The following is a 19,739-nucleotide window of genomic DNA, read 5'->3' on the forward strand; positions in this document are numbered from 1 at the left end:
ATCCATCATTCTATGCGAAAAAACACCGGTTTTTAAGCATTTTTTCTTATCGTATCACAAAAGAATTGAATTACCTACATTCGCCTCCAATAATTAACATAGAAAACTAGTAATTTGAGGTTGACTATTTTGGGAATGGTTGGTATCATAGGAATTAAGAATTATGTCGAAAGATGACGATTAATTTCTCAATTTTCACTTCCGGGAGAGGGGAATTTTTATTATGATGAAATCTACAGGTATCGTGCGTAAAGTTGATGAGCTGGGTCGCGTTGTTATCCCGATCGAACTGCGCCGCACGTTGGGTATTGGTGAGAAGGATGCTTTGGAAATTTACGTGGACGGCGAGCGCATTATGCTGAAAAAATATGAGCCTGCTTGCATCTTCTGCGGCAATGCCGAGAACGTTTCTTACTTTAAGGGAAAAATTGTATGCAATGAATGTTTAACGGAAATGCCAATACCTGTGACAAAATAAAAAAAATAGGTTATAATAAGATATAGGCAGTAACTTAACTAATGGTAATTCTAACCTTTTTCATATCTCCTCTATGTCCCTAGTTCGTATCAACGAATTAGGGATTCTTTTTTTTCACAGACCAGGCTCCTGGAGCTCAGGCAGCCTTAGTCTGCGCAGTTCTTTTTACTCCTTCACCCGAAGCAGCTGGTACAGCTCACGTTTGGGAACACCCCGATCTTGAGCTGCACGCTTCAGAGCCTCCTTAGGGTCAAGCCCTTCCCTCTCATAATGTAACACATGCTCCTCGGGTGAGAGCGAAGACCACCAGTCCGCAGGGGCCTCCGCTGCTGCTGCTTCCGGGTCGGTGCCTCGAATGACAAGAACATACTCGCCCTGCGGCGGGTTCGCCTCCAAATGCTCCAAACATTCGGTCACGGTCCCCCTTACCGCTTCTTCGTACCGCTTTGTCAGCTCTCGTATCAAGCTAATGTCCCGATCCGCTCCCAGCACAGCTGCAATCGCTGTAAGTGTCTTTACCACCCGATGCGGCGATTCGTAGCAGAGGATGGTGCCGGTTTCTCGGCGCAGCTGGGTCAGCTCCTGCTCGAGCGGCTTCTTGTCCCGCGGGAGGAAGCCAAGGAACAGGAATCGTTCGGTCGAGAAACCAGACATGATTAATGCGGAAAGCGCGGCATTAGCCCCGGGAATGGGAACGACATCGATTCCTGCATCAATCGCCATTCTTGCCAGATCGGCGCCAGGATCGCAAATCGCCGGCAAGCCCGCATCGCTGACTAAGGCAATGGATTCTCCGGTGAGCAGAATACGAATCAGCTCCGGCCCGCTTGCGTGTTTGTTGTGCTCATGGTAGCTGACCAAACGGGTGTTGATTTCAAAATGGGTCAGCAGCTTACGGGTTTGCCTCGTATCTTCTGCGGCAATCCACGCCACTTCCCGGAGGGTACGTACAGCTCGAAACGTCATATCCTCCAGATTGCCGATCGGCGTAGCTACCAGGTATAGCTTCCCGTAACCCTTTTCTTCCGCGTAGCTTTTTTGTATGTTCATCGGTTCCCCGCCTTGGTTATGTACTGGTATGTTGCCCGATATCACTGTGGGCGAGCGATTCGCTCCGGCCGTAATAAACCTCCATCAGCTCATCACTGTATTCCGTCTTATTCTTGTATACGATTAACGGAGGCAGCATCCTAACTTCCGGCTTGCCGTCACGCAGCGCTTCGATTAGCACCATATTCGCCTCGAGATCGGCCCGCGGATGCACAAACCGGATTCGCTTCGGCTCTAGACGGTACTGCCTCATCGTGCAGAATATTTCCACCAGCCGGCTCGGCCGATGAACCATCGCTACACGTCCTCCGCTTCTTACCAGCCGTGCGCTGGCCCGTACCACATCCTCCAATGTCGCATACACCTCATGCCGCGCCGCGGCAAAATGCGGGTTCATATTCTGATCCCCGTTCGGAACCGGCAAATAGGGGGGATTGACGGTAACCACATCAAAGGCTCCGTTGCCCAGCTCCGCCGCGGGATCCCGGAGATCGCCGTGAATCATATGAATCCGATCCTCCAGCCCATTCAGCCGGATATTGCGCCGTGCTATATCGGCAAGCCGATCTTGGATCTCGACACCGGTAATATGAGCTTTCGTTCTCGTCGTCAGCAGCAGCGGAATGACTCCATTGCCTGAACAGAGATCGACAATTTTTCCCCTAGGGGGTACATAACAAAACCTGGCCAGCAATACGGCATCCAGTGAGAAGCTGAACACCTCATCGCTCTGAATGATTCGTAAATCATGCGTAAGTAAATCATCGATCCGTTCCGTAGGCTGCAAGGTGATCTTCCCGTTCTCCAACACACGACTCCTCTTTCTCCAAAAAAGCCGTAGGAGCGAGAAGCTCTCTACGGCTGGTCTTTATTTATTTAAAAATGATAAGCAGAACAGGCAATCGCCTTCCGTTCTCAAATGTCCGTAGTAGACATTACAAATATGAAAGCCCTCTTGATAAATGCGGGCCAGATTGTCCAAGCCTTCCCCGGTTGTCGCTTCTTTGACCGAAGGGGATTGATCCTGCGCCTCCTCCTCATCCGGAGAAGGAACGGGATCGGCATCCTTTTTTAACAGCTTGCGCAGCTGTCCGTTTTCTATACTAAGCCGTTTGTTTTCTTCCAACAGCTCGATGATTTGCTTCTTCATTTGACCAAGCTCGGTATAAAAGGCACCGACTTGCTCTTCCATCTGCTCGATTTGCACGAAAATGTCTCTTTTATCCACGCTTTCACCTCAGGGCCGCAGCAACAGAACATTAGTGCTGTTCCACTACATCATCCAATGGAAGATCCATTACCTTTTTCAATTCGAAAATTTGTACTTTGGCCAAGCGCTCGCTTACATTCAAGGAAATCAAGCGTCCGTTCCCGTAGGAGGTAACGACCTCACTGCCCACTCGTGGAAGCTCATCCTTCGCGCTTTCATAATTATCATGCTCATATTTCAGGCAGCACATTAATCTTCCGCACAAACCGGAAATTTTCGTCGGATTCAGCGACAGGTTCTGGTCCTTGGCCATCTTGATGGATACCGGCTCAAAGTCCCCCAGAAACGAGGAGCAGCACAGAATGCGGCCGCATGGGCCGATTCCTCCCAGCATCTTCGCTTCATCGCGTACGCCGATTTGCCTGAGCTCAATCCGTGTTCGGAAAATACTGGCCAAATCCTTCACCAGCTCACGAAAATCAACGCGGCCTTCTGCGGTGAAGTAGAAAATAATTTTGTTCCGGTCAAATGTATATTCAACGTCCACCAGCTTCATCCGAAGCTGATGGTCCTTAATCTTGTCCTGGCATATGGTAAACGCGTTCTTGGCCGCCGCCTTATTATCTTCTACCAGCTGAGCGTCTTGCGTATCCGCAATCCGGATGACCTTCTTGAGCGGAAGCACGACATCGGCTTCTCCAACGGTCCGGCGTCCGATGACGACCTTCCCGTATTCGATGCCCCTTGCTGTCTCTACAATGACGCTGCTGTCCTGCTCTACAGGAAAGTCGCTGGGATCGAAGTAATAAATTTTACCCGCCTTTTTGAATCGAACCCCCACAACGGAAAACAACGTTACACCCCCTTAAGCTGCATTAATATCGTTTCCAGCATGAGCTGGGGATTAGCATGAAATCGCAGCTTCTTCTGCGTGTCGATGGTCTGCTCCAGACACGCAATCCAATGCTCTAAGGGATACGTCAGAGCCTGCGGAGCCATCCATTCGGCTTGATCGGCGTAAACCAACGCCTCCCGATTGCCCAGATGCAGCTGGACCATATCCTTGAGCCATAAGATGAGCATGTCCATGAAAGCAGGCAGCTCCTCCGCGAGCTCGCCCTTCGTCAGCTTCTGCTGCGCGGTGAGCAGCGCCGTCGGAAGCCGAGAAAAACTCTCTCTTGTTAATTGTATCACTAGATTTCGGACTTCTGCAAACCCATTTGTTTGAATCCGTGCCCGTGCAGCTGCAGGTCCGGCAGCCATGTGCACGGCCACCTTCACCAATGCCGGCGGCAAGCCCTCCTCCAGCAGCTGCTGTGTCATTTGAGACCGGCTCATGGGAAGGAATGATATCCATTGGGCTCTGGAACGAATGGTCGGCAGCAGAGCATTCCCATTCTCCGTTATCAGTATGGCAACGATCTGCGACGTCGGCTCCTCCAGAAACTTGAGCAGGCTATTGGCAGCCTGTACGGTCATTTTCTCCGCCTCATGAATAATATACATCTTCACGCCGGAGGCGCTGGCACGGTACGAGAACTGCTTCTGCAGCTCGCGGATTTGATCGATCTTAATGGAGGCGCCGTCCGGCATAACCGTGTGAAGATCTGGATGGTTTCCGTGCTCGACCTTTCTGCAATCGAGGCATTCCCCGCATGCGTCATCAGGCAGCACCTTGCAATAAATCGCTTGGGCGAACGCCAGCGCCATCGCTTGCCTTCCTGTGCCCGCCGGACCCGTAAATATATAAGCATGGGACACTTTGTCCGCCCGTAAGCTGTTTTGCAAAATTCGTTTGACCCGCTCTTGACCTTCTACCTGCCTAAAAGACATAGCTTTCCTTGCTCCTACCTTACCCGGCTTGTCCGACGGCTCTTGTTAAAAGGCAAGATTAATTAACATGCCCCGGATTTCACCGATTTTATGCAATAAATCAATGCGTCCCTGCTCACTCAGCAGCATCTCATCCGCCAAGGTCAGCAGTTCCTGATCAATCTCCTCCAGCAGCTTGTACCGCTTGGAACGGCCGCGGCGGTCCCAGCCGCGCGTATCGCGAAGCTGAACGCCGCGTCTGGCCGTCTCCTCCAGAAACTGCTTTACCAGCAGCTTGTACTGGCGAAGCTCACGCACCGTCATCGACTTGGCCAGCCGCTGGCCTTGGTTGTCAATCTGCTGCAGGATCTGCTTCAGCTGTTCCATGCTTGCCCGTTCATGGTGATGGTTCATCATATCCGAGAACGATTTTTGCTGTGTCTGCTGGGCATGCGTATTGTCACTGCGGATCAGTTCCTTGCCGAGCGGCCGCCAACCCGGATTAATCTTCATGCGTCTTCGCTCCTGAATTCAAACTTAGAAGTGCTCGAACCGCTCTACCGGCATCACGAACACCGCTGCGCCGCCGACCTGTACCTCCACAGGGAAAGGAATGTAAGAATCGGTCGTGCCACCCATAGGGGATACCGGTGTAACCATTTGCTCGCGGATTTTGCAATTCGCCTTGATGACTTGGAGAACCTCGTTCACCCGCTCATTCTCGGTACCGATCATGAAAGTCGTGTTCCCTGCTCGAAGAAAGCCGCCCGTACTCGCCAGCTTCGTCGCACGAAAGCCTTCCTTAATCAGTGCATTGGACAATCGGTTGCTGTCTTTATCTTGAACCACCGCGATGACTAATTTCATAATAACCTGCCTCCTTACATATGGGAAGTAATCCATCCTACCTGTCGGGCCAGCAAACGTTTACAACATATGTGAGGTCTGGGATGAAAGGTTGCTAACTCCCTATAGTAATAATTAGACAAGCCTACTGAAAATTCCTTCATTAATGTATATGGAAAATGCAAGATAGGATGCTTTATTTCATTATACTCTAGAAGGGAGGTTTTGGTTCACCAGGATCGCCAAGCTTTCGAAAACCTGTTCCATCGGCAAATCCGCATTCACTATTCGAATTCGCTCAGGGAACATGTCCTTCACCCGGTAATAGCCCTCCCGGACCCGCCGGTGAAAATCATGCGTCTCCATATCGAGCCGATTCACTTCGCGTCCCCGGTCAACGTCTATCCTGGCTAGACCCACCTCCGGCGATACATCCATCAGGATGGTCAAGTCCGGCATCCAGCCTTCGATCGCGAACTCATTGATGCGAAGCACCTCAGGGATCCCTAGCCCCCGGGCATGGCCTTGGTAAGCCAGGCTGCTGTCTACGAAACGATCGCATAGGACGGCCTTTCCAGCTTGCAGAGCAGGAATGACCTTCTCGACTAAATGCTGCCTTCGGGCAGCCGCGTAGAGTAATGCCTCTGTTCTGCCATCCATAGAGGTATGCACGGGATCTAGGACGACGCCACGGATCTTCTCGGCAATCGGGATGCCGCCGGGCTCTCTTGTAGTAATGACCTCATAGCCCTTTTCCTTCAGAAGCTCGCCGATCTTCCGTATGGCCGACGTTTTGCCAGCGCCTTCGCCGCCCTCAATTGTTATAAAGTAACCCGGTTTCACTTCTTGCAGCTCCTCTATTTCGATGATATTCCTTTAACTATACCACATCACCGGCAATTCCGGTAACTTGAGCGCTTGTATAGGTTGGTATCGTGCCTGTTGCAGCCACATCATGACCGTGAAATCTGGAGCCCATTCGGGCCAATCGCTCCAGGTATGCGATCACTTGTTCTGATATAATCTCCCCGGGATAAAGTAGGGGAATTCCCGGCGGGTAGGGAATAATCATCTCTGCAGCCACCCGCCCCTTTGCTTCGACAATTCGCGTGTAGGTGATGTCTTGTTGTGTACGAATATTTCTATGAAAAAACACCGGCTCTGATAGCGATGGCATTTGCAAAAGATTGCTTATGATCGGTTCCGGTGGTTGGGAAGCCGTGTCGGCTATCTCTTCGATGCGTCTTATTGCGGTTAGCAGCGCATCCATATCCTCCTTCGTAGTCGCTAAGGTACACACCATCAGGACATAGCGCGGATCGGCCATTTCAGGGTAGCAGCCCAGCTGCTCCAGCCTTTCCTTCAACTCGAAGCCTGTCCAGCGGCCTTCAGCATCATAGAGTAAGATTTTAAACGGATCCTGTGTCTGGTTGGGCAGATATTTGGGCCGATAGGCTTGTATACGCTTTGTGCCCCTTAGGCACTCATTAAGATAAGTAATCTGCCGGATCCCCTGCTCCAGAAGTTCCCTTCCGTGCTCATGCATTTGCATGCGGCATACATCGAGGCTGGCCATAATGGGATAGGATGGACTTGAGCTCTGCAGGATACCTAAGTAGCGTGCCACTTCCTTACGATCCAGCCGATCTCCTTGCAAATGTAACATCGCCCCCATCGTCATGGAGGTCAGCATCTTATGGGTGGATTGCACCGCTCCGTCCGCACCCGAGCCCATTGCAGAAAGCGGCAGCGCAGGATGTAAGCCGTAATGAGCGCCATGGGCTTCATCCACCAGCAGGACCTTGTCCTGCTTATGAAGCAGCTCTGCTAATGGCTGCAGGGATGTTCCCAACCCGTAATAGCTTGGGTTTGTGACCAAAAGGCCCTTGGCCTCCGGATACCGCTCAAGTGCCTCTGCCGCCTGTTCTGAGGTTAGGCCTACAGGAAGGCCGCTATCGGGATCCACCTTCGGTGTAATGAACACAGCCCGTGCACCGGAAAGCATCAAGCCGTGTATCACGGATTTGTGTGCATTTCTCTGAACAAGAAGAAGATCTCCTGCTTGGCATGTCGCCATAATCATAGCAAGATTGCCGACTGTGCTACCGCCGACAAGGAAATGGGTATGTTCGGATCCGAAGACTGCGGCGGCCAGCTCCTGTGCTTCCTTGATAGCTTCTTCCGGATGATGCAAATCATCCAAACCCGGAATTTCCGTCATGTCGATTTCGAGAAGCGACTGAAATACTTCCTCTGCAATCGGATGTATCCCTTTTCCAAGCTTATGTCCCGGGACATGAAAGCTGTGCGGACGCGCCGTTCGATGTTTAAGCAGCTGCTCATATAAGGGAGCTTTTCCTGTGCTCATGCTAATGCTCCTTTACTTATAGGTATGCTGGTATTGTAACAAAACAAAGAGACCCCCACCAACCTTCGGTTAATCGGGAGTCTCTATTTTACGCTGAATTAGGCGTTCTTTTTATATAAAATTTGCTTCATTTGATGGATGAAGAACGGATACTTCGCATCTCGCACGTCCGTTCTTACCATTTCGGTCTCGCAATCCTCGCAGATGAAGGTTGATATGATCATAATGCCGTTTTCTTTGCTATGCCCGCAAATGATGCAAGAGTTTGTTATTTCTTGCTGTAATGCGTCACCCATTGCTGTCACCTCTATTCTTTTTATCTATCAGTATCGCCGGATTCTCTTAAATCTAAACCTGAGCCTGATGATATATTTTTATGAAAGTGGGGGAAAATGGGTTCCTCGTTCTTATAATTTGGTACAAGAAGACCGATATATTGATAAGAATAACAGAACTAACGACAAGGCAGGCTGGTACTAAGTGAACGATCGTCATCTATCGAAGGAATCCACTATCTATCATTACCGCTTATTGCAGCGTATTCATCATAAACCTGCTGTGCTCTACTCGTACTGGGCGTTGCTTCTCATTTTGCTGGCATGGGATATCATTCAATGGAATCCATGGCCGTTTGCATCTGCGGGGCTCACCGTCCCTGTACTGCATCTGACGATTACTTATTTCTCCCTTCGTACGATGGACGGCAAATCCCCGAAGGGTTGGGGATGGGCGTTTGAATTGCCCTGGTTCGGGTATCGCCCTAACGGCTACATTTCGCTGGAGAAGCTGTTGAAGGTGCACATGCAGCTCTTATTCATTACCTTGGTCATCGTCGGATGCCTGTTTCCCTGGCTATCACTAAATGCGCTTGGGCATCTCGTTTTCATTCATCTTTGGTTGATTTTCCCGCGATTTGTCATCCTTCTCAAGCTTCACAAGCACCTTCACACCGGTTATGTAAAAATCAACGAAGCCGACACGTCCTGCTACGCTCAGTAGGGCGTTTTTTTCTATCTTAGGGGTGGTCGGTAGATATAAATTTTTTCTGCGTAATGACATAAATCGTATAGGATAAACCTCATGGGAGGTGAAATTTCTGCTATTGTGCAAAATTCAACTGCGATATACATCCTAGCGTGGCGTTCCGGTCAAGAAAAGTTGCATTTTCGCATAAATATCCGTAAAAAACGAAGAGAACTGATGTCGATTGTTGTACATTCGCACAAATAACAATTCGATATACGAAAAGAACCTCTTGGATGAGATCCCAAGAGGCTCTTTCATTGCTTGGCGACGTTCTACTCTCCCAGGACCCTTCGGTCCAAGTACCATCGACGCTGGAAGGCTTAACGGTCGTGTTCGGTATGGGTACGCGTGGTTCCCTTCCGCCATCATCACCAAACGTGATGCTTCTGCCAAGAAACATCTAGGTTGTTGTCAAAGCGACTTGCGCCTTGAAAACTGGATTCGAAACTTCAGCAAATGTCATATAGCTTATTTGGATAAGCCCTCGACCGATTAGTATTCGTCAGCTCCACACGTTGCCGCGCTTCCACCCCGAACCTATCCACCTCGTCGTCTACAAGGGGTCTTACATACTGGGAAATCTCATCTTGAGGGGGGCTTCACGCTTAGATGCTTTCAGCGCTTATCCCTTCCGTACTTGGCTATCCAGCCGTGCCTCTGGCGAGACAACTGGTACACCAGCGGTACGTCCATCCCGGTCCTCTCGTACTAAGGACAGCTCCTCTCAAATTTCCTACGCCCGCGACAGATAGGGACCGAACTGTCTCACGACGTTCTGAACCCAGCTCGCGTACCGCTTTAATGGGCGAACAGCCCAACCCTTGGGACCTACTTCAGCCCCAGGATGCGATGAGCCGACATCGAGGTGCCAAACCTCCCCGTCGATGTGGACTCTTGGGGGAGATAAGCCTGTTATCCCCAGGGTAGCTTTTATCCGTTGAGCGATGGCCCTTCCATTCGGTACCACCGGATCACTAAGCCCGACTTTCGTCCCTGCTCGACCTGTATGTCTCGCAGTCAAGCTCCCTTATGCCTTTGCACTCTTCGAATGATTTCCAACCATTCTGAGGGAACCTTGGGGCGCCTCCGTTACTCTTTAGGAGGCGACCGCCCCAGTCAAACTGCCTACCTGACACTGTCCCCGCACCCGATCAGGGTGCCAGGTTAGAACTCCGATACGATCAGGGTGGTATCCCAACGGCGCCTCCACCGAAGCTGGCGCTCCGGCTTCCTAGGCTCCCACCTATCCTGTACAGATCGTACCAAAGTCCAATATCAAGCTGCAGTAAAGCTCCATGGGGTCTTTCCGTCTTGTCGCGGGTAACCTGCATCTTCACAGGTATTAAAATTTCACCGGATCTCTCGTCGAGACAGCGCCCAAGTCGTTACGCCATTCGTGCGGGTCAGAATTTACCTGACAAGGAATTTCGCTACCTTAGGACCGTTATAGTTACGGCCGCCGTTTACTGGGGCTTCGGTTCACAGCTTCGGATTGCTCCTAACCGCTCCCCTTAACCTTCCAGCACCGGGCAGGCGTCAGCCCGTATACTTCGCCTTGCGGCTTCGCACAGACCTGTGTTTTTGCTAAACAGTCGCTTGGGCCTTTTCACTGCGGCCCCCTCGGGCTATTCACCCTACCGAGGCACCCCTTCTCCCGAAGTTACGGGGTCATTTTGCCGAGTTCCTTAACGAGAGTTCTTCCGAGCGCCTTAGCATGCTCTGCTCGCCTACCTGTGTCGGTTTGCGGTACGGGCACCTTCTCCCTGGCTAGAGGCTTTTCTTGGCAGCTTGAACTCATGACCTTCGCTACTGTAATTTCGCTCCCCATCACAGCCCAGCCTTTCGGTTAGCGGATTTGCCTACTAACCAGCCTCGCTGCTTGGACGGACATCCATCAGTCCGCGTCACTATCCTTCTGCGTCACCCCATTGCTCATAACGGTTCACGGTGGTACAGGAATTTCAACCTGTTGTCCTTCGACTACGCCTTTCGGCCTCGCCTTAGGTCCCGACTTACCCTGAGCGGACGAACCTTCCTCAGGAACCCTTAGGCTTACGGCGGACAAGATTCTCACTTGTCTTTTCGTTACTCATACCGGCATTCTCACTTGTAACCGCTCCAGCTGTCCTCACGATCAACCTTCACCGCTGTTACAACGCTCCCCTACTGCCCATAATTGGACTCATAGCTTCGGTGGTGTGTTTAGCCCCGTTACATTTTCGGCGCAGAGTCACTCGACCAGTGAGCTATTACGCACTCTTTCAATGGTGGCTGCTTCTAAGCCAACATCCTGGTTGTCTTTGCAACTCCACATCCTTTCCCACTTAACACACACTTGGGGACCTTAGCTGATGATCTGGGCTGTTTCCCTCTTGACAATGGATCTTAGCACTCACTGTCTGACTCCCGGGTTAAAGTCTGCGGCATTCAGAGTTTGACTGGACTTGGTAACCCTTGGCGGGCCCCGCACCCAATCAGTGCTTTACCTCCGCGACTCATCACCCGAGGCTAGCCCTAAAGCTATTTCGGGGAGAACCAGCTATCTCCGAGTTCGATTGGAATTTCTCCGCTACCCCCACCTCATCCCCGAATTTTTCAACATTCGTGGGTTCGGGCCTCCAGTGCGTGTTACCGCACCTTCACCCTGGACAGGGGTAGATCACACGGTTTCGGGTCTACGTCTACGTACTTATTCGCCCTATTCAGACTCGCTTTCGCTGCGGCTCCGGCTTCTCACCTTAACCTTGCGCGTAAACGTAACTCGCCGGTTCATTCTACAAAAGGCACGCCATCACTCATTAACGAGCTCTGACTTCTTGTAAGCACACGGTTTCAGGTTCTTTTTCACTCCGCTCCCGCGGTTCTTTTCACCTTTCCCTCACGGTACTGCTTCACTATCGGTCACCAGGGAGTATTTAGCCTTGGCAGATGGTCCTGCCGGATTCCGACGGGGTTTCACGTGTCCCGCCGTACTCAGGATCCGTCTAGAGTCTCGGTTGCTTTCGGTTACGGGGCTGTTACCCACTTTGGCCGGCCTTTCCAGACCTGTTCGCCTACCAACCTGCACTCACATTGACGTCCTACAACCCCAAGGGGCAAGCCCCTTGGTTTGGGCTGTTCCGCTTTCGCTCGCCGCTACTGACGGAATCACTTTTGTTTTCTTTTCCTGAGGGTACTTAGATGTTTCAGTTCCCCTCGTCTGCCTCCTACACAGCTATGTATTCACTGTGTGGTACGTGAGTATTACCTCACGCGGGTTCCCCCATTCGGACATCCCCGGATCAAAGCCTGCTTACGGCTCCCCGAGGCATTTCGTCGTTCGCCACGTCCTTCTTCGGCTCCTGGTGCCTAGGCATCCTCCGTGTGCTCTTATTAGCTTAACCTCAGCTAAAAGATTGTTCATCTCGCATTCGCTCGATAAACCATCGTATAGATGTTTCGACATTTTGCTTTGTTTCGATATCCAGTTTTCAAGGAACAAGAGTTCTGAAAGGCATTGCACCTTTCAAAACTGAACAACGAGGAGAGTGAGTTCGCTGCAACTGTTACATCGTGGAACGATGTCAGTTGTCAGCTATTATGTCCGATGGCCTACAGCCATCATGGACTCCATAGAAAGGAGGTGATCCAGCCGCACCTTCCGATACGGCTACCTTGTTACGACTTCACCCCAATCATCTACCCCACCTTCGGCGGCTGGCTCCTTGCGGTTACCCCACCGACTTCGGGTGTTGTAAACTCTCGTGGTGTGACGGGCGGTGTGTACAAGACCCGGGAACGTATTCACCGCGGCATGCTGATCCGCGATTACTAGCAATTCCGACTTCATGCAGGCGAGTTGCAGCCTGCAATCCGAACTGAGACCGGCTTCTAAGGATTCGCTCCGGATCGCTCCTTCGCTGCCCGTTGTACCGGCCATTGTAGTACGTGTGTAGCCCAGGTCATAAGGGGCATGATGATTTGACGTCATCCCCACCTTCCTCCGGTTTGTCACCGGCAGTCACTTCAGAGTGCCCAACTTAATGCTGGCAACTGAAATCAAGGGTTGCGCTCGTTGCGGGACTTAACCCAACATCTCACGACACGAGCTGACGACAACCATGCACCACCTGTCTCCTCTGTCCCGAAGGCCTGCCCTATCTCTAGGACATTCAGAGGGATGTCAAGACCTGGTAAGGTTCTTCGCGTTGCTTCGAATTAAACCACATACTCCACTGCTTGTGCGGGTCCCCGTCAATTCCTTTGAGTTTCACTCTTGCGAGCGTACTCCCCAGGCGGAGTGCTTACTGTGTTTACTTCGGCACCAAGGGTATCGAAACCCCTAACACCTAGCACTCATCGTTTACGGCGTGGACTACCAGGGTATCTAATCCTGTTTGCTCCCCACGCTTTCGCGCCTCAGCGTCAGTTACAGTCCAGAAAGTCGCCTTCGCCACTGGTGTTCCTCCACATCTCTACGCATTTCACCGCTACACGTGGAATTCCACTTTCCTCTCCTGCACTCAAGTCTCCCAGTTTTCAGTGCGAACCAGGGTTGAGCCCTGGGCTTAAACACCAAACTTAAAAGACCGCCTGCGCGCGCTTTACGCCCAATAATTCCGGACAACGCTTGCCCCCTACGTATTACCGCGGCTGCTGGCACGTAGTTAGCCGGGGCTTTCTTCTCAGGTACCGTCATTTCCAGGGCAGTTACTCCCCGGAACGTTCTTCCCTGGCAACAGAGCTTTACGATCCGAAAACCTTCATCACTCACGCGGCGTTGCTCCGTCAGACTTTCGTCCATTGCGGAAGATTCCCTACTGCTGCCTCCCGTAGGAGTCTGGGCCGTGTCTCAGTCCCAGTGTGGCCGATCACCCTCTCAGGTCGGCTACGCATCGTCGCCTTGGTGAGCCGTTACCTCACCAACTAGCTAATGCGCCGCAGGCCCATCTGTAAGCCACAGCTTGCGCCGTGTTTCCAAGCTCCTCCATGCGAAGAAGCCATCTATCCGGTCTTAGCTACCGTTTCCGGTAGTTATCCCGGTCTTACAGGCAGGTTGCCTACGTGTTACTCACCCGTCCGCCGCTAGGGTCCGAAGACCCTCGCTCGACTTGCATGTATTAGGCACGCCGCCAGCGTTCGTCCTGAGCCAGGATCAAACTCTCCAATAAAGTAGTTTGACTTGCTCATGTTCAAAGCTAGCACGAATCCGAAGATTCGTTTTATTTTCACTCTCTCGTTGTTCAGTTTTCAAAGGGCAATTTCACTGCTTAAGGAATGTAGCATATTTCATTATGTTTTGCAACTTTTTGTTTTTCCATCCAAGAGGTATTCCTGCGAGGTCAGATCCACGATGTTTGTTGCGTTCCGCTGCGCTCTCTCAAGCGGCGGAGTCATAATATATCATGTTGTCATTCTCTTTGCAAGTCCGAATTCTTCCATCCGGAGTCATTCGGGTAAGGCATAATAAAGAGTCCTCCGGTGTCCCAAAGGACTCTCTGCTTGGCGACGTTCTACTCTCCCAGGACCCTTCGGTCCAAGTACCATCGACGCTGGAAGGCTTAACGGTCGTGTTCGGTATGGGTACGCGTGGTTCCCTTCCGCCATCATCACCAAACCGGATTTTTCGTTAGAAAATATCCATCAAGGCTTGCACCTTGAAAACTGGATTCGAAACTTCAGCAAATGTCGTTATGCTTGTTGGATAAGCCCTCGACCGATTAGTATTCGTCAGCTCCACACGTTGCCGCGCTTCCACCCCGAACCTATCCACCTCGTCGTCTACAAGGGGTCTTACATACTGGGAAATCTCATCTTGAGGGGGGCTTCACGCTTAGATGCTTTCAGCGCTTATCCCTTCCGTACTTGGCTATCCAGCCGTGCCTCTGGCGAGACAACTGGTACACCAGCGGTACGTCCATCCCGGTCCTCTCGTACTAAGGACAGCTCCTCTCAAATTTCCTACGCCCGCGACAGATAGGGACCGAACTGTCTCACGACGTTCTGAACCCAGCTCGCGTACCGCTTTAATGGGCGAACAGCCCAACCCTTGGGACCTACTTCAGCCCCAGGATGCGATGAGCCGACATCGAGGTGCCAAACCTCCCCGTCGATGTGGACTCTTGGGGGAGATAAGCCTGTTATCCCCAGGGTAGCTTTTATCCGTTGAGCGATGGCCCTTCCATTCGGTACCACCGGATCACTAAGCCCGACTTTCGTCCCTGCTCGACCTGTATGTCTCGCAGTCAAGCTCCCTTATGCCTTTGCACTCTTCGAATGATTTCCAACCATTCTGAGGGAACCTTGGGGCGCCTCCGTTACTCTTTAGGAGGCGACCGCCCCAGTCAAACTGCCTACCTGACACTGTCCCCGCACCAGCTAATGGTGCCAGGTTAGAACTCCGATACGATCAGGGTGGTATCCCAACGGCGCCTCCACCGAAGCTGGCGCTCCGGCTTCCTAGGCTCCCACCTATCCTGTACAGATCGTACCAAAGTCCAATATCAAGCTGCAGTAAAGCTCCATGGGGTCTTTCCGTCTTGTCGCGGGTAACCTGCATCTTCACAGGTATTAAAATTTCACCGGATCTCTCGTCGAGACAGCGCCCAAGTCGTTACGCCATTCGTGCGGGTCAGAATTTACCTGACAAGGAATTTCGCTACCTTAGGACCGTTATAGTTACGGCCGCCGTTTACTGGGGCTTCGGTTCACAGCTTCGGGTTTAACCCCTAACCGCTCCCCTTAACCTTCCAGCACCGGGCAGGCGTCAGCCCGTATACTTCGCCTTGCGGCTTCGCACAGACCTGTGTTTTTGCTAAACAGTCGCTTGGGCCTTTTCACTGCGGCCCCCTCGGGCTATTCACCCTACCGAGGCACCCCTTCTCCCGAAGTTACGGGGTCATTTTGCCGAGTTCCTTAACGAGAGTTCTTCCGAGCGCCTTAGCATGCTCTGCTCGCCTACCTGTGTCGGTTTGCGGTACGGGCACCTTCTCCCTGGCTAGAGGCTTTTCTTGGCAGCTTGAACTCATGACCTTCGCTACTTGAATTTCGCTCCCCATCACAGCCCAGCCTTACGGTTAGCGGATTTGCCTACTAACCAGCCTCGCTGCTTGGACGGACATCCATCAGTCCGCGTCACTATCCTTCTGCGTCACCCCATCGCTCATAACGGTTCACGGTGGTACAGGAATTTCAACCTGTTGTCCTTCGACTACGCCTTTCGGCCTCGCCTTAGGTCCCGACTTACCCTGAGCGGACGAACCTTCCTCAGGAACCCTTAGGCTTACGGCGGACAAGATTCTCACTTGTCTTTTCGTTACTCATACCGGCATTCTCACTTGTAACCGCTCCAGCTGTCCTCACGATCAACCTTCACTGCTGTTACAACGCTCCCCTACTGCCCATAATTGGACTCATAGCTTCGGTGGTGTGTTTAGCCCCGTTACATTTTCGGCGCAGAGTCACTCGACCAGTGAGCTATTACGCACTCTTTCAATGGTGGCTGCTTCTAAGCCAACATCCTGGTTGTCTTTGCAACTCCACATCCTTTCCCACTTAACACACACTTGGGGACCTTAGCTGATGATCTGGGCTGTTTCCCTCTTGACAATGGATCTTAGCACTCACTGTCTGACTCCTGGGCATAAGTATGCGGCATTCAGAGTTTGACTGGACTTGGTAACCCTTGGCGGGCCCCGCACCCAATCAGTGCTTTACCTCCGCTACTCTCAATCCCAAGGCTAGCCCTAAAGCTATTTCGGGGAGAACCAGCTATCTCCGAGTTCGATTGGAATTTCTCCGCTACCCCCACCTCATCCCCGAATTTTTCAACATTCGTGGGTTCGGGCCTCCAGTGCGTGTTACCGCACCTTCACCCTGGACAGGGGTAGATCACACGGTTTCGGGTCTACGTCTACGTACTTATTCGCCCTATTCAGACTCGCTTTCGCTGCGGCTCCGGCTTCTCACCTTAACCTTGCGCGTAAACGTAACTCGCCGGTTCATTCTACAAAAGGCACGCCATCACTCATTAACGAGCTCTGACTTCTTGTAAGCACACGGTTTCAGGTTCTTTTTCACTCCGCTCCCGCGGTTCTTTTCACCTTTCCCTCACGGTACTGCTTCACTATCGGTCACCAGGGAGTATTTAGCCTTGGCAGATGGTCCTGCCGGATTCCGACGGGGTTTCACGTGTCCCGCCGTACTCAGGATCCGTCTAGAGTCTCGGTTGCTTTCGGTTACGGGGCTGTTACCCACTTTGGCCGGCCTTTCCAGACCTGTTCGCCTACCAACCTGCACTCACATTGACGTCCTACAACCCCAAGGGGCAAGCCCCTTGGTTTGGGCTGTTCCGCTTTCGCTCGCCGCTACTGACGGAATCACTTTTGTTTTCTTTTCCTGAGGGTACTTAGATGTTTCAGTTCCCCTCGTCTGCCTCCTACACAGCTATGTATTCACTGTGTGGTACGTGAGTATTACCTCACGCGGGTTCCCCCATTCGGACATCCCCGGATCAAAGCCTGCTTACGGCTCCCCGAGGCATTTCGTCGTTCGCCACGTCCTTCTTCGGCTCCTGGTGCCTAGGCATCCTCCGTGTGCTCTTATTAGCTTAACCTGTCGCTTCATATGCTATTTCTTCGTTCCGTTGCGCTTCGCACAAAGTCACTCTTAAACAGCATATTTCGCTAGTAGCTATTGTAAGATCGGATGATCTTCGACATTTTGCTTTGTTTCGATATCCAGTTTTCAAGGAACAAGCGGAAAATCATCTTACCACGCTGCTACCGAAGTATCAAGTGGTAGGTTATGGTGGAGCCAAGCGGGATCGAACCGCTGACCTCCTGCTTGCAAGGCAGGCGCTCTCCCAGCTGAGCTATGGCCCCAAGAGAATATTAACTTAAAATGGTGGGCCCTAGTGGACTCGAACCACCGACCTCACCCTTATCAGGGGTGCGCTCTAACCAGCTGAGCTAAGGGCCCTCAAAAGCTTTACGGCAAAAATAGGACCCACCCGAAGGTGGGTTCGCTTGGCGACGTTCTACTCTCCCAGGACCCTTCGGTCCAAGTACCATCGACGCTGGAAGGCTTAACGGTCGTGTTCGGTATGGGTACGCGTGGTTCCCTTCCGCCATCATCACCAAACGACTTACTTGAAAGGCATTGCACCTTTCAAAACTGAACAACGAGGAGAGTGAGTTCGCTGCAACTGTTACATCGTGGAACGACGTCAGTTGTCAGCTTTAATGTCCGATGGCCTGCAGCCATCATGGACTCCATAGAAAGGAGGTGATCCAGCCGCACCTTCCGATACGGCTACCTTGTTACGACTTCACCCCAATCATCTACCCCACCTTCGGCGGCTGGCTCCTTGCGGTTACCCCACCGACTTCGGGTGTTGTAAACTCTCGTGGTGTGACGGGCGGTGTGTACAAGACCCGGGAACGTATTCACCGCGGCATGCTGATCCGCGATTACTAGCAATTCCGACTTCATGCAGGCGAGTTGCAGCCTGCAATCCGAACTGAGACCGGCTTCTAAGGATTCGCTCCGGATCGCTCCTTCGCTGCCCGTTGTACCGGCCATTGTAGTACGTGTGTAGCCCAGGTCATAAGGGGCATGATGATTTGACGTCATCCCCACCTTCCTCCGGTTTGTCACCGGCAGTCACTTCAGAGTGCCCAACTCAATGCTGGCAACTGAAATCAAGGGTTGCGCTCGTTGCGGGACTTAACCCAACATCTCACGACACGAGCTGACGACAACCATGCACCACCTGTCTCCTCTGTCCCGAAGGCCTGCCCTATCTCTAGGACATTCAGAGGGATGTCAAGACCTGGTAAGGTTCTTCGCGTTGCTTCGAATTAAACCACATACTCCACTGCTTGTGCGGGTCCCCGTCAATTCCTTTGAGTTTCACTCTTGCGAGCGTACTCCCCAGGCGGAGTGCTTACTGTGTTTACTTCGGCACCAAGGGTATCGAAACCCCTAACACCTAGCACTCATCGTTTACGGCGTGGACTACCAGGGTATCTAATCCTGTTTGCTCCCCACGCTTTCGCGCCTCAGCGTCAGTTACAGTCCAGAAAGTCGCCTTCGCCACTGGTGTTCCTCCACATCTCTACGCATTTCACCGCTACACGTGGAATTCCACTTTCCTCTCCTGCACTCAAGTCTCCCAGTTTTCAGTGCGAACCAGGGTTGAGCCCTGGGCTTAAACACCAAACTTAAAAGACCGCCTGCGCGCGCTTTACGCCCAATAATTCCGGACAACGCTTGCCCCCTACGTATTACCGCGGCTGCTGGCACGTAGTTAGCCGGGGCTTTCTTCTCAGGTACCGTCATTTCCAGGGCAGTTACTCCCCGGAACGTTCTTCCCTGGCAACAGAGCTTTACGATCCGAAAACCTTCATCACTCACGCGGCGTTGCTCCGTCAGACTTTCGTCCATTGCGGAAGATTCCCTACTGCTGCCTCCCGTAGGAGTCTGGGCCGTGTCTCAGTCCCAGTGTGGCCGATCACCCTCTCAGGTCGGCTACGCATCGTCGCCTTGGTGAGCCGTTACCTCACCAACTAGCTAATGCGCCGCAGGCCCATCTGTAAGCCACAGCTTGCGCCGTGTTTCCAAGCTCCTCCATGCGAAGAAGCCATCTATCCGGTCTTAGCTACCGTTTCCGGTAGTTATCCCAGTCTTACAGGCAGGTTGCCTACGTGTTACTCACCCGTCCGCCGCTAGGGTCCGAAGACCCTCGCTCGACTTGCATGTATTAGGCACGCCGCCAGCGTTCGTCCTGAGCCAGGATCAAACTCTCCAATAAAGTAAAGTTCGACTTGCTCATTCAAAGCTAGCACGAATCCGAAGATTCGTTATATTTTCACTCTCTCGTTGTTCAGTTTTCAAAGGGCAATTGCTGTTGTATCTTGTCACCCTTTTCAGCGGCGACTTGATTAATATAACACAGATAACAATATAGA

At 52.0% G+C, this 19,739-nt stretch carries 12 protein-coding genes, 2 tRNA genes and 7 rRNA genes; 2 read left to right on the forward strand and 19 right to left on the reverse strand.

Annotated elements, in window-relative coordinates; translation table 11 throughout:
* Positions 1–223: 223 nt before the first annotated feature.
* Entirely contained in the window at positions 224–478 is a 255-nt protein-coding gene (locus RAC89_RS10880) for an AbrB/MazE/SpoVT family DNA-binding domain-containing protein (RefSeq protein ID WP_284642812.1), read from the forward strand.
* A 165-nt stretch (positions 479–643) separates the two neighbouring features.
* Here RAC89_RS10880 and rsmI read toward each other — a convergent pair whose 3' ends face one another.
* The 10 genes from rsmI to RAC89_RS10930 form a co-directional block, all read right to left on the reverse strand.
* A complete protein-coding gene (rsmI, locus tag RAC89_RS10885) occupies positions 644–1,528 on the reverse strand; it encodes a 16S rRNA (cytidine(1402)-2'-O)-methyltransferase (RefSeq protein ID WP_306613448.1) in 885 nt (294 codons plus the stop codon).
* Between the two features lie 16 nt (positions 1,529–1,544).
* Complete coding sequence (locus tag RAC89_RS10890; protein WP_306613450.1) at positions 1,545–2,336, reverse strand: tRNA1(Val) (adenine(37)-N6)-methyltransferase; 792 nt, start codon at positions 2,334–2,336, stop codon at positions 1,545–1,547.
* 60 nt (positions 2,337–2,396) lie between these two features.
* Complete coding sequence (gene yabA, locus RAC89_RS10895) at positions 2,397–2,756, reverse strand: DNA replication initiation control protein YabA (RefSeq protein ID WP_284642815.1); 360 nt, start codon at positions 2,754–2,756, stop codon at positions 2,397–2,399.
* A gap of 31 nt (positions 2,757–2,787) precedes the next feature.
* On the reverse strand, positions 2,788–3,591 hold the full coding sequence (locus tag RAC89_RS10900) for a PSP1 domain-containing protein (protein WP_284642816.1): 804 nt from the start codon (positions 3,589–3,591) through the stop codon (positions 2,788–2,790).
* A 2-nt stretch (positions 3,592–3,593) separates the two neighbouring features.
* Positions 3,594–4,571 (reverse strand): DNA polymerase III subunit delta', encoded by a 978-nt coding sequence (gene holB / locus RAC89_RS10905; protein WP_306613452.1) that lies wholly within the window; start codon positions 4,569–4,571, stop codon positions 3,594–3,596.
* A gap of 45 nt (positions 4,572–4,616) precedes the next feature.
* Positions 4,617–5,063: a YaaR family protein gene (locus tag RAC89_RS10910; RefSeq protein ID WP_306613454.1), complete on the reverse strand. Its 447-nt coding sequence runs from the start codon at positions 5,061–5,063 to the stop codon at positions 4,617–4,619.
* Between the two features lie 24 nt (positions 5,064–5,087).
* Positions 5,088–5,417: a cyclic-di-AMP receptor gene (locus tag RAC89_RS10915; RefSeq protein WP_306613456.1), complete on the reverse strand. Its 330-nt coding sequence runs from the start codon at positions 5,415–5,417 to the stop codon at positions 5,088–5,090.
* A gap of 183 nt (positions 5,418–5,600) precedes the next feature.
* Complete coding sequence (tmk, locus tag RAC89_RS10920; RefSeq protein WP_306613458.1) at positions 5,601–6,239, reverse strand: dTMP kinase; 639 nt, start codon at positions 6,237–6,239, stop codon at positions 5,601–5,603.
* Positions 6,240–6,276: 37 nt separating this feature from the next.
* Positions 6,277–7,764 (reverse strand): aminotransferase class I/II-fold pyridoxal phosphate-dependent enzyme, encoded by a 1,488-nt coding sequence (locus RAC89_RS10925; protein ID WP_306613460.1) that lies wholly within the window; start codon positions 7,762–7,764, stop codon positions 6,277–6,279.
* A gap of 98 nt (positions 7,765–7,862) precedes the next feature.
* Positions 7,863–8,060 (reverse strand): sigma factor G inhibitor Gin, encoded by a 198-nt coding sequence (locus RAC89_RS10930; RefSeq protein ID WP_284642822.1) that lies wholly within the window; start codon positions 8,058–8,060, stop codon positions 7,863–7,865.
* A 184-nt stretch (positions 8,061–8,244) separates the two neighbouring features.
* Between RAC89_RS10930 and RAC89_RS10935 the strand changes: the two genes are divergently transcribed.
* The gene (locus RAC89_RS10935) at positions 8,245–8,763 is read left to right on the forward strand and encodes a hypothetical protein (protein ID WP_306613461.1); all 519 of its coding nucleotides are present in this window, start codon (positions 8,245–8,247) and stop codon (positions 8,761–8,763) included.
* A gap of 286 nt (positions 8,764–9,049) precedes the next feature.
* Here the strand turns inward: RAC89_RS10935 and rrf (RAC89_RS10940) are convergent.
* From rrf (RAC89_RS10940) to RAC89_RS10980, 9 genes are all read right to left on the reverse strand, one after another.
* Positions 9,050–9,166 (reverse strand): 5S ribosomal RNA (gene rrf, locus RAC89_RS10940).
* 96 nt (positions 9,167–9,262) lie between these two features.
* Positions 9,263–12,173, reverse strand: a 23S ribosomal RNA gene (locus RAC89_RS10945).
* 232 nt (positions 12,174–12,405) lie between these two features.
* Positions 12,406–13,940 (reverse strand): 16S ribosomal RNA (locus RAC89_RS10950).
* 329 nt (positions 13,941–14,269) lie between these two features.
* Positions 14,270–14,386 (reverse strand): 5S ribosomal RNA (rrf, locus tag RAC89_RS10955).
* A gap of 83 nt (positions 14,387–14,469) precedes the next feature.
* Positions 14,470–17,383, reverse strand: a 23S ribosomal RNA gene (locus RAC89_RS10960).
* Positions 17,384–17,575: 192 nt separating this feature from the next.
* A tRNA-Ala gene (locus RAC89_RS10965) sits at positions 17,576–17,651 on the reverse strand.
* 20 nt (positions 17,652–17,671) lie between these two features.
* A tRNA-Ile gene (locus RAC89_RS10970) sits at positions 17,672–17,748 on the reverse strand.
* Positions 17,749–17,793: 45 nt separating this feature from the next.
* Positions 17,794–17,910 (reverse strand): 5S ribosomal RNA (gene rrf / locus RAC89_RS10975).
* Positions 17,911–18,047: 137 nt separating this feature from the next.
* Positions 18,048–19,582: ribosomal RNA gene (locus tag RAC89_RS10980) — 16S ribosomal RNA — on the reverse strand.
* The 16S, 23S and 5S rRNA genes sit together here with 2 tRNA genes alongside, the layout of an rRNA operon.
* Positions 19,583–19,739 lie beyond the last annotated feature (157 nt).

It is taken from the genome of Paenibacillus sp. GD4, from assembly GCF_030846225.1.
GTDB classification, from domain to species: domain Bacteria; phylum Bacillota; class Bacilli; order Paenibacillales; family NBRC-103111; genus Paenibacillus_G; species Paenibacillus_G silviterrae.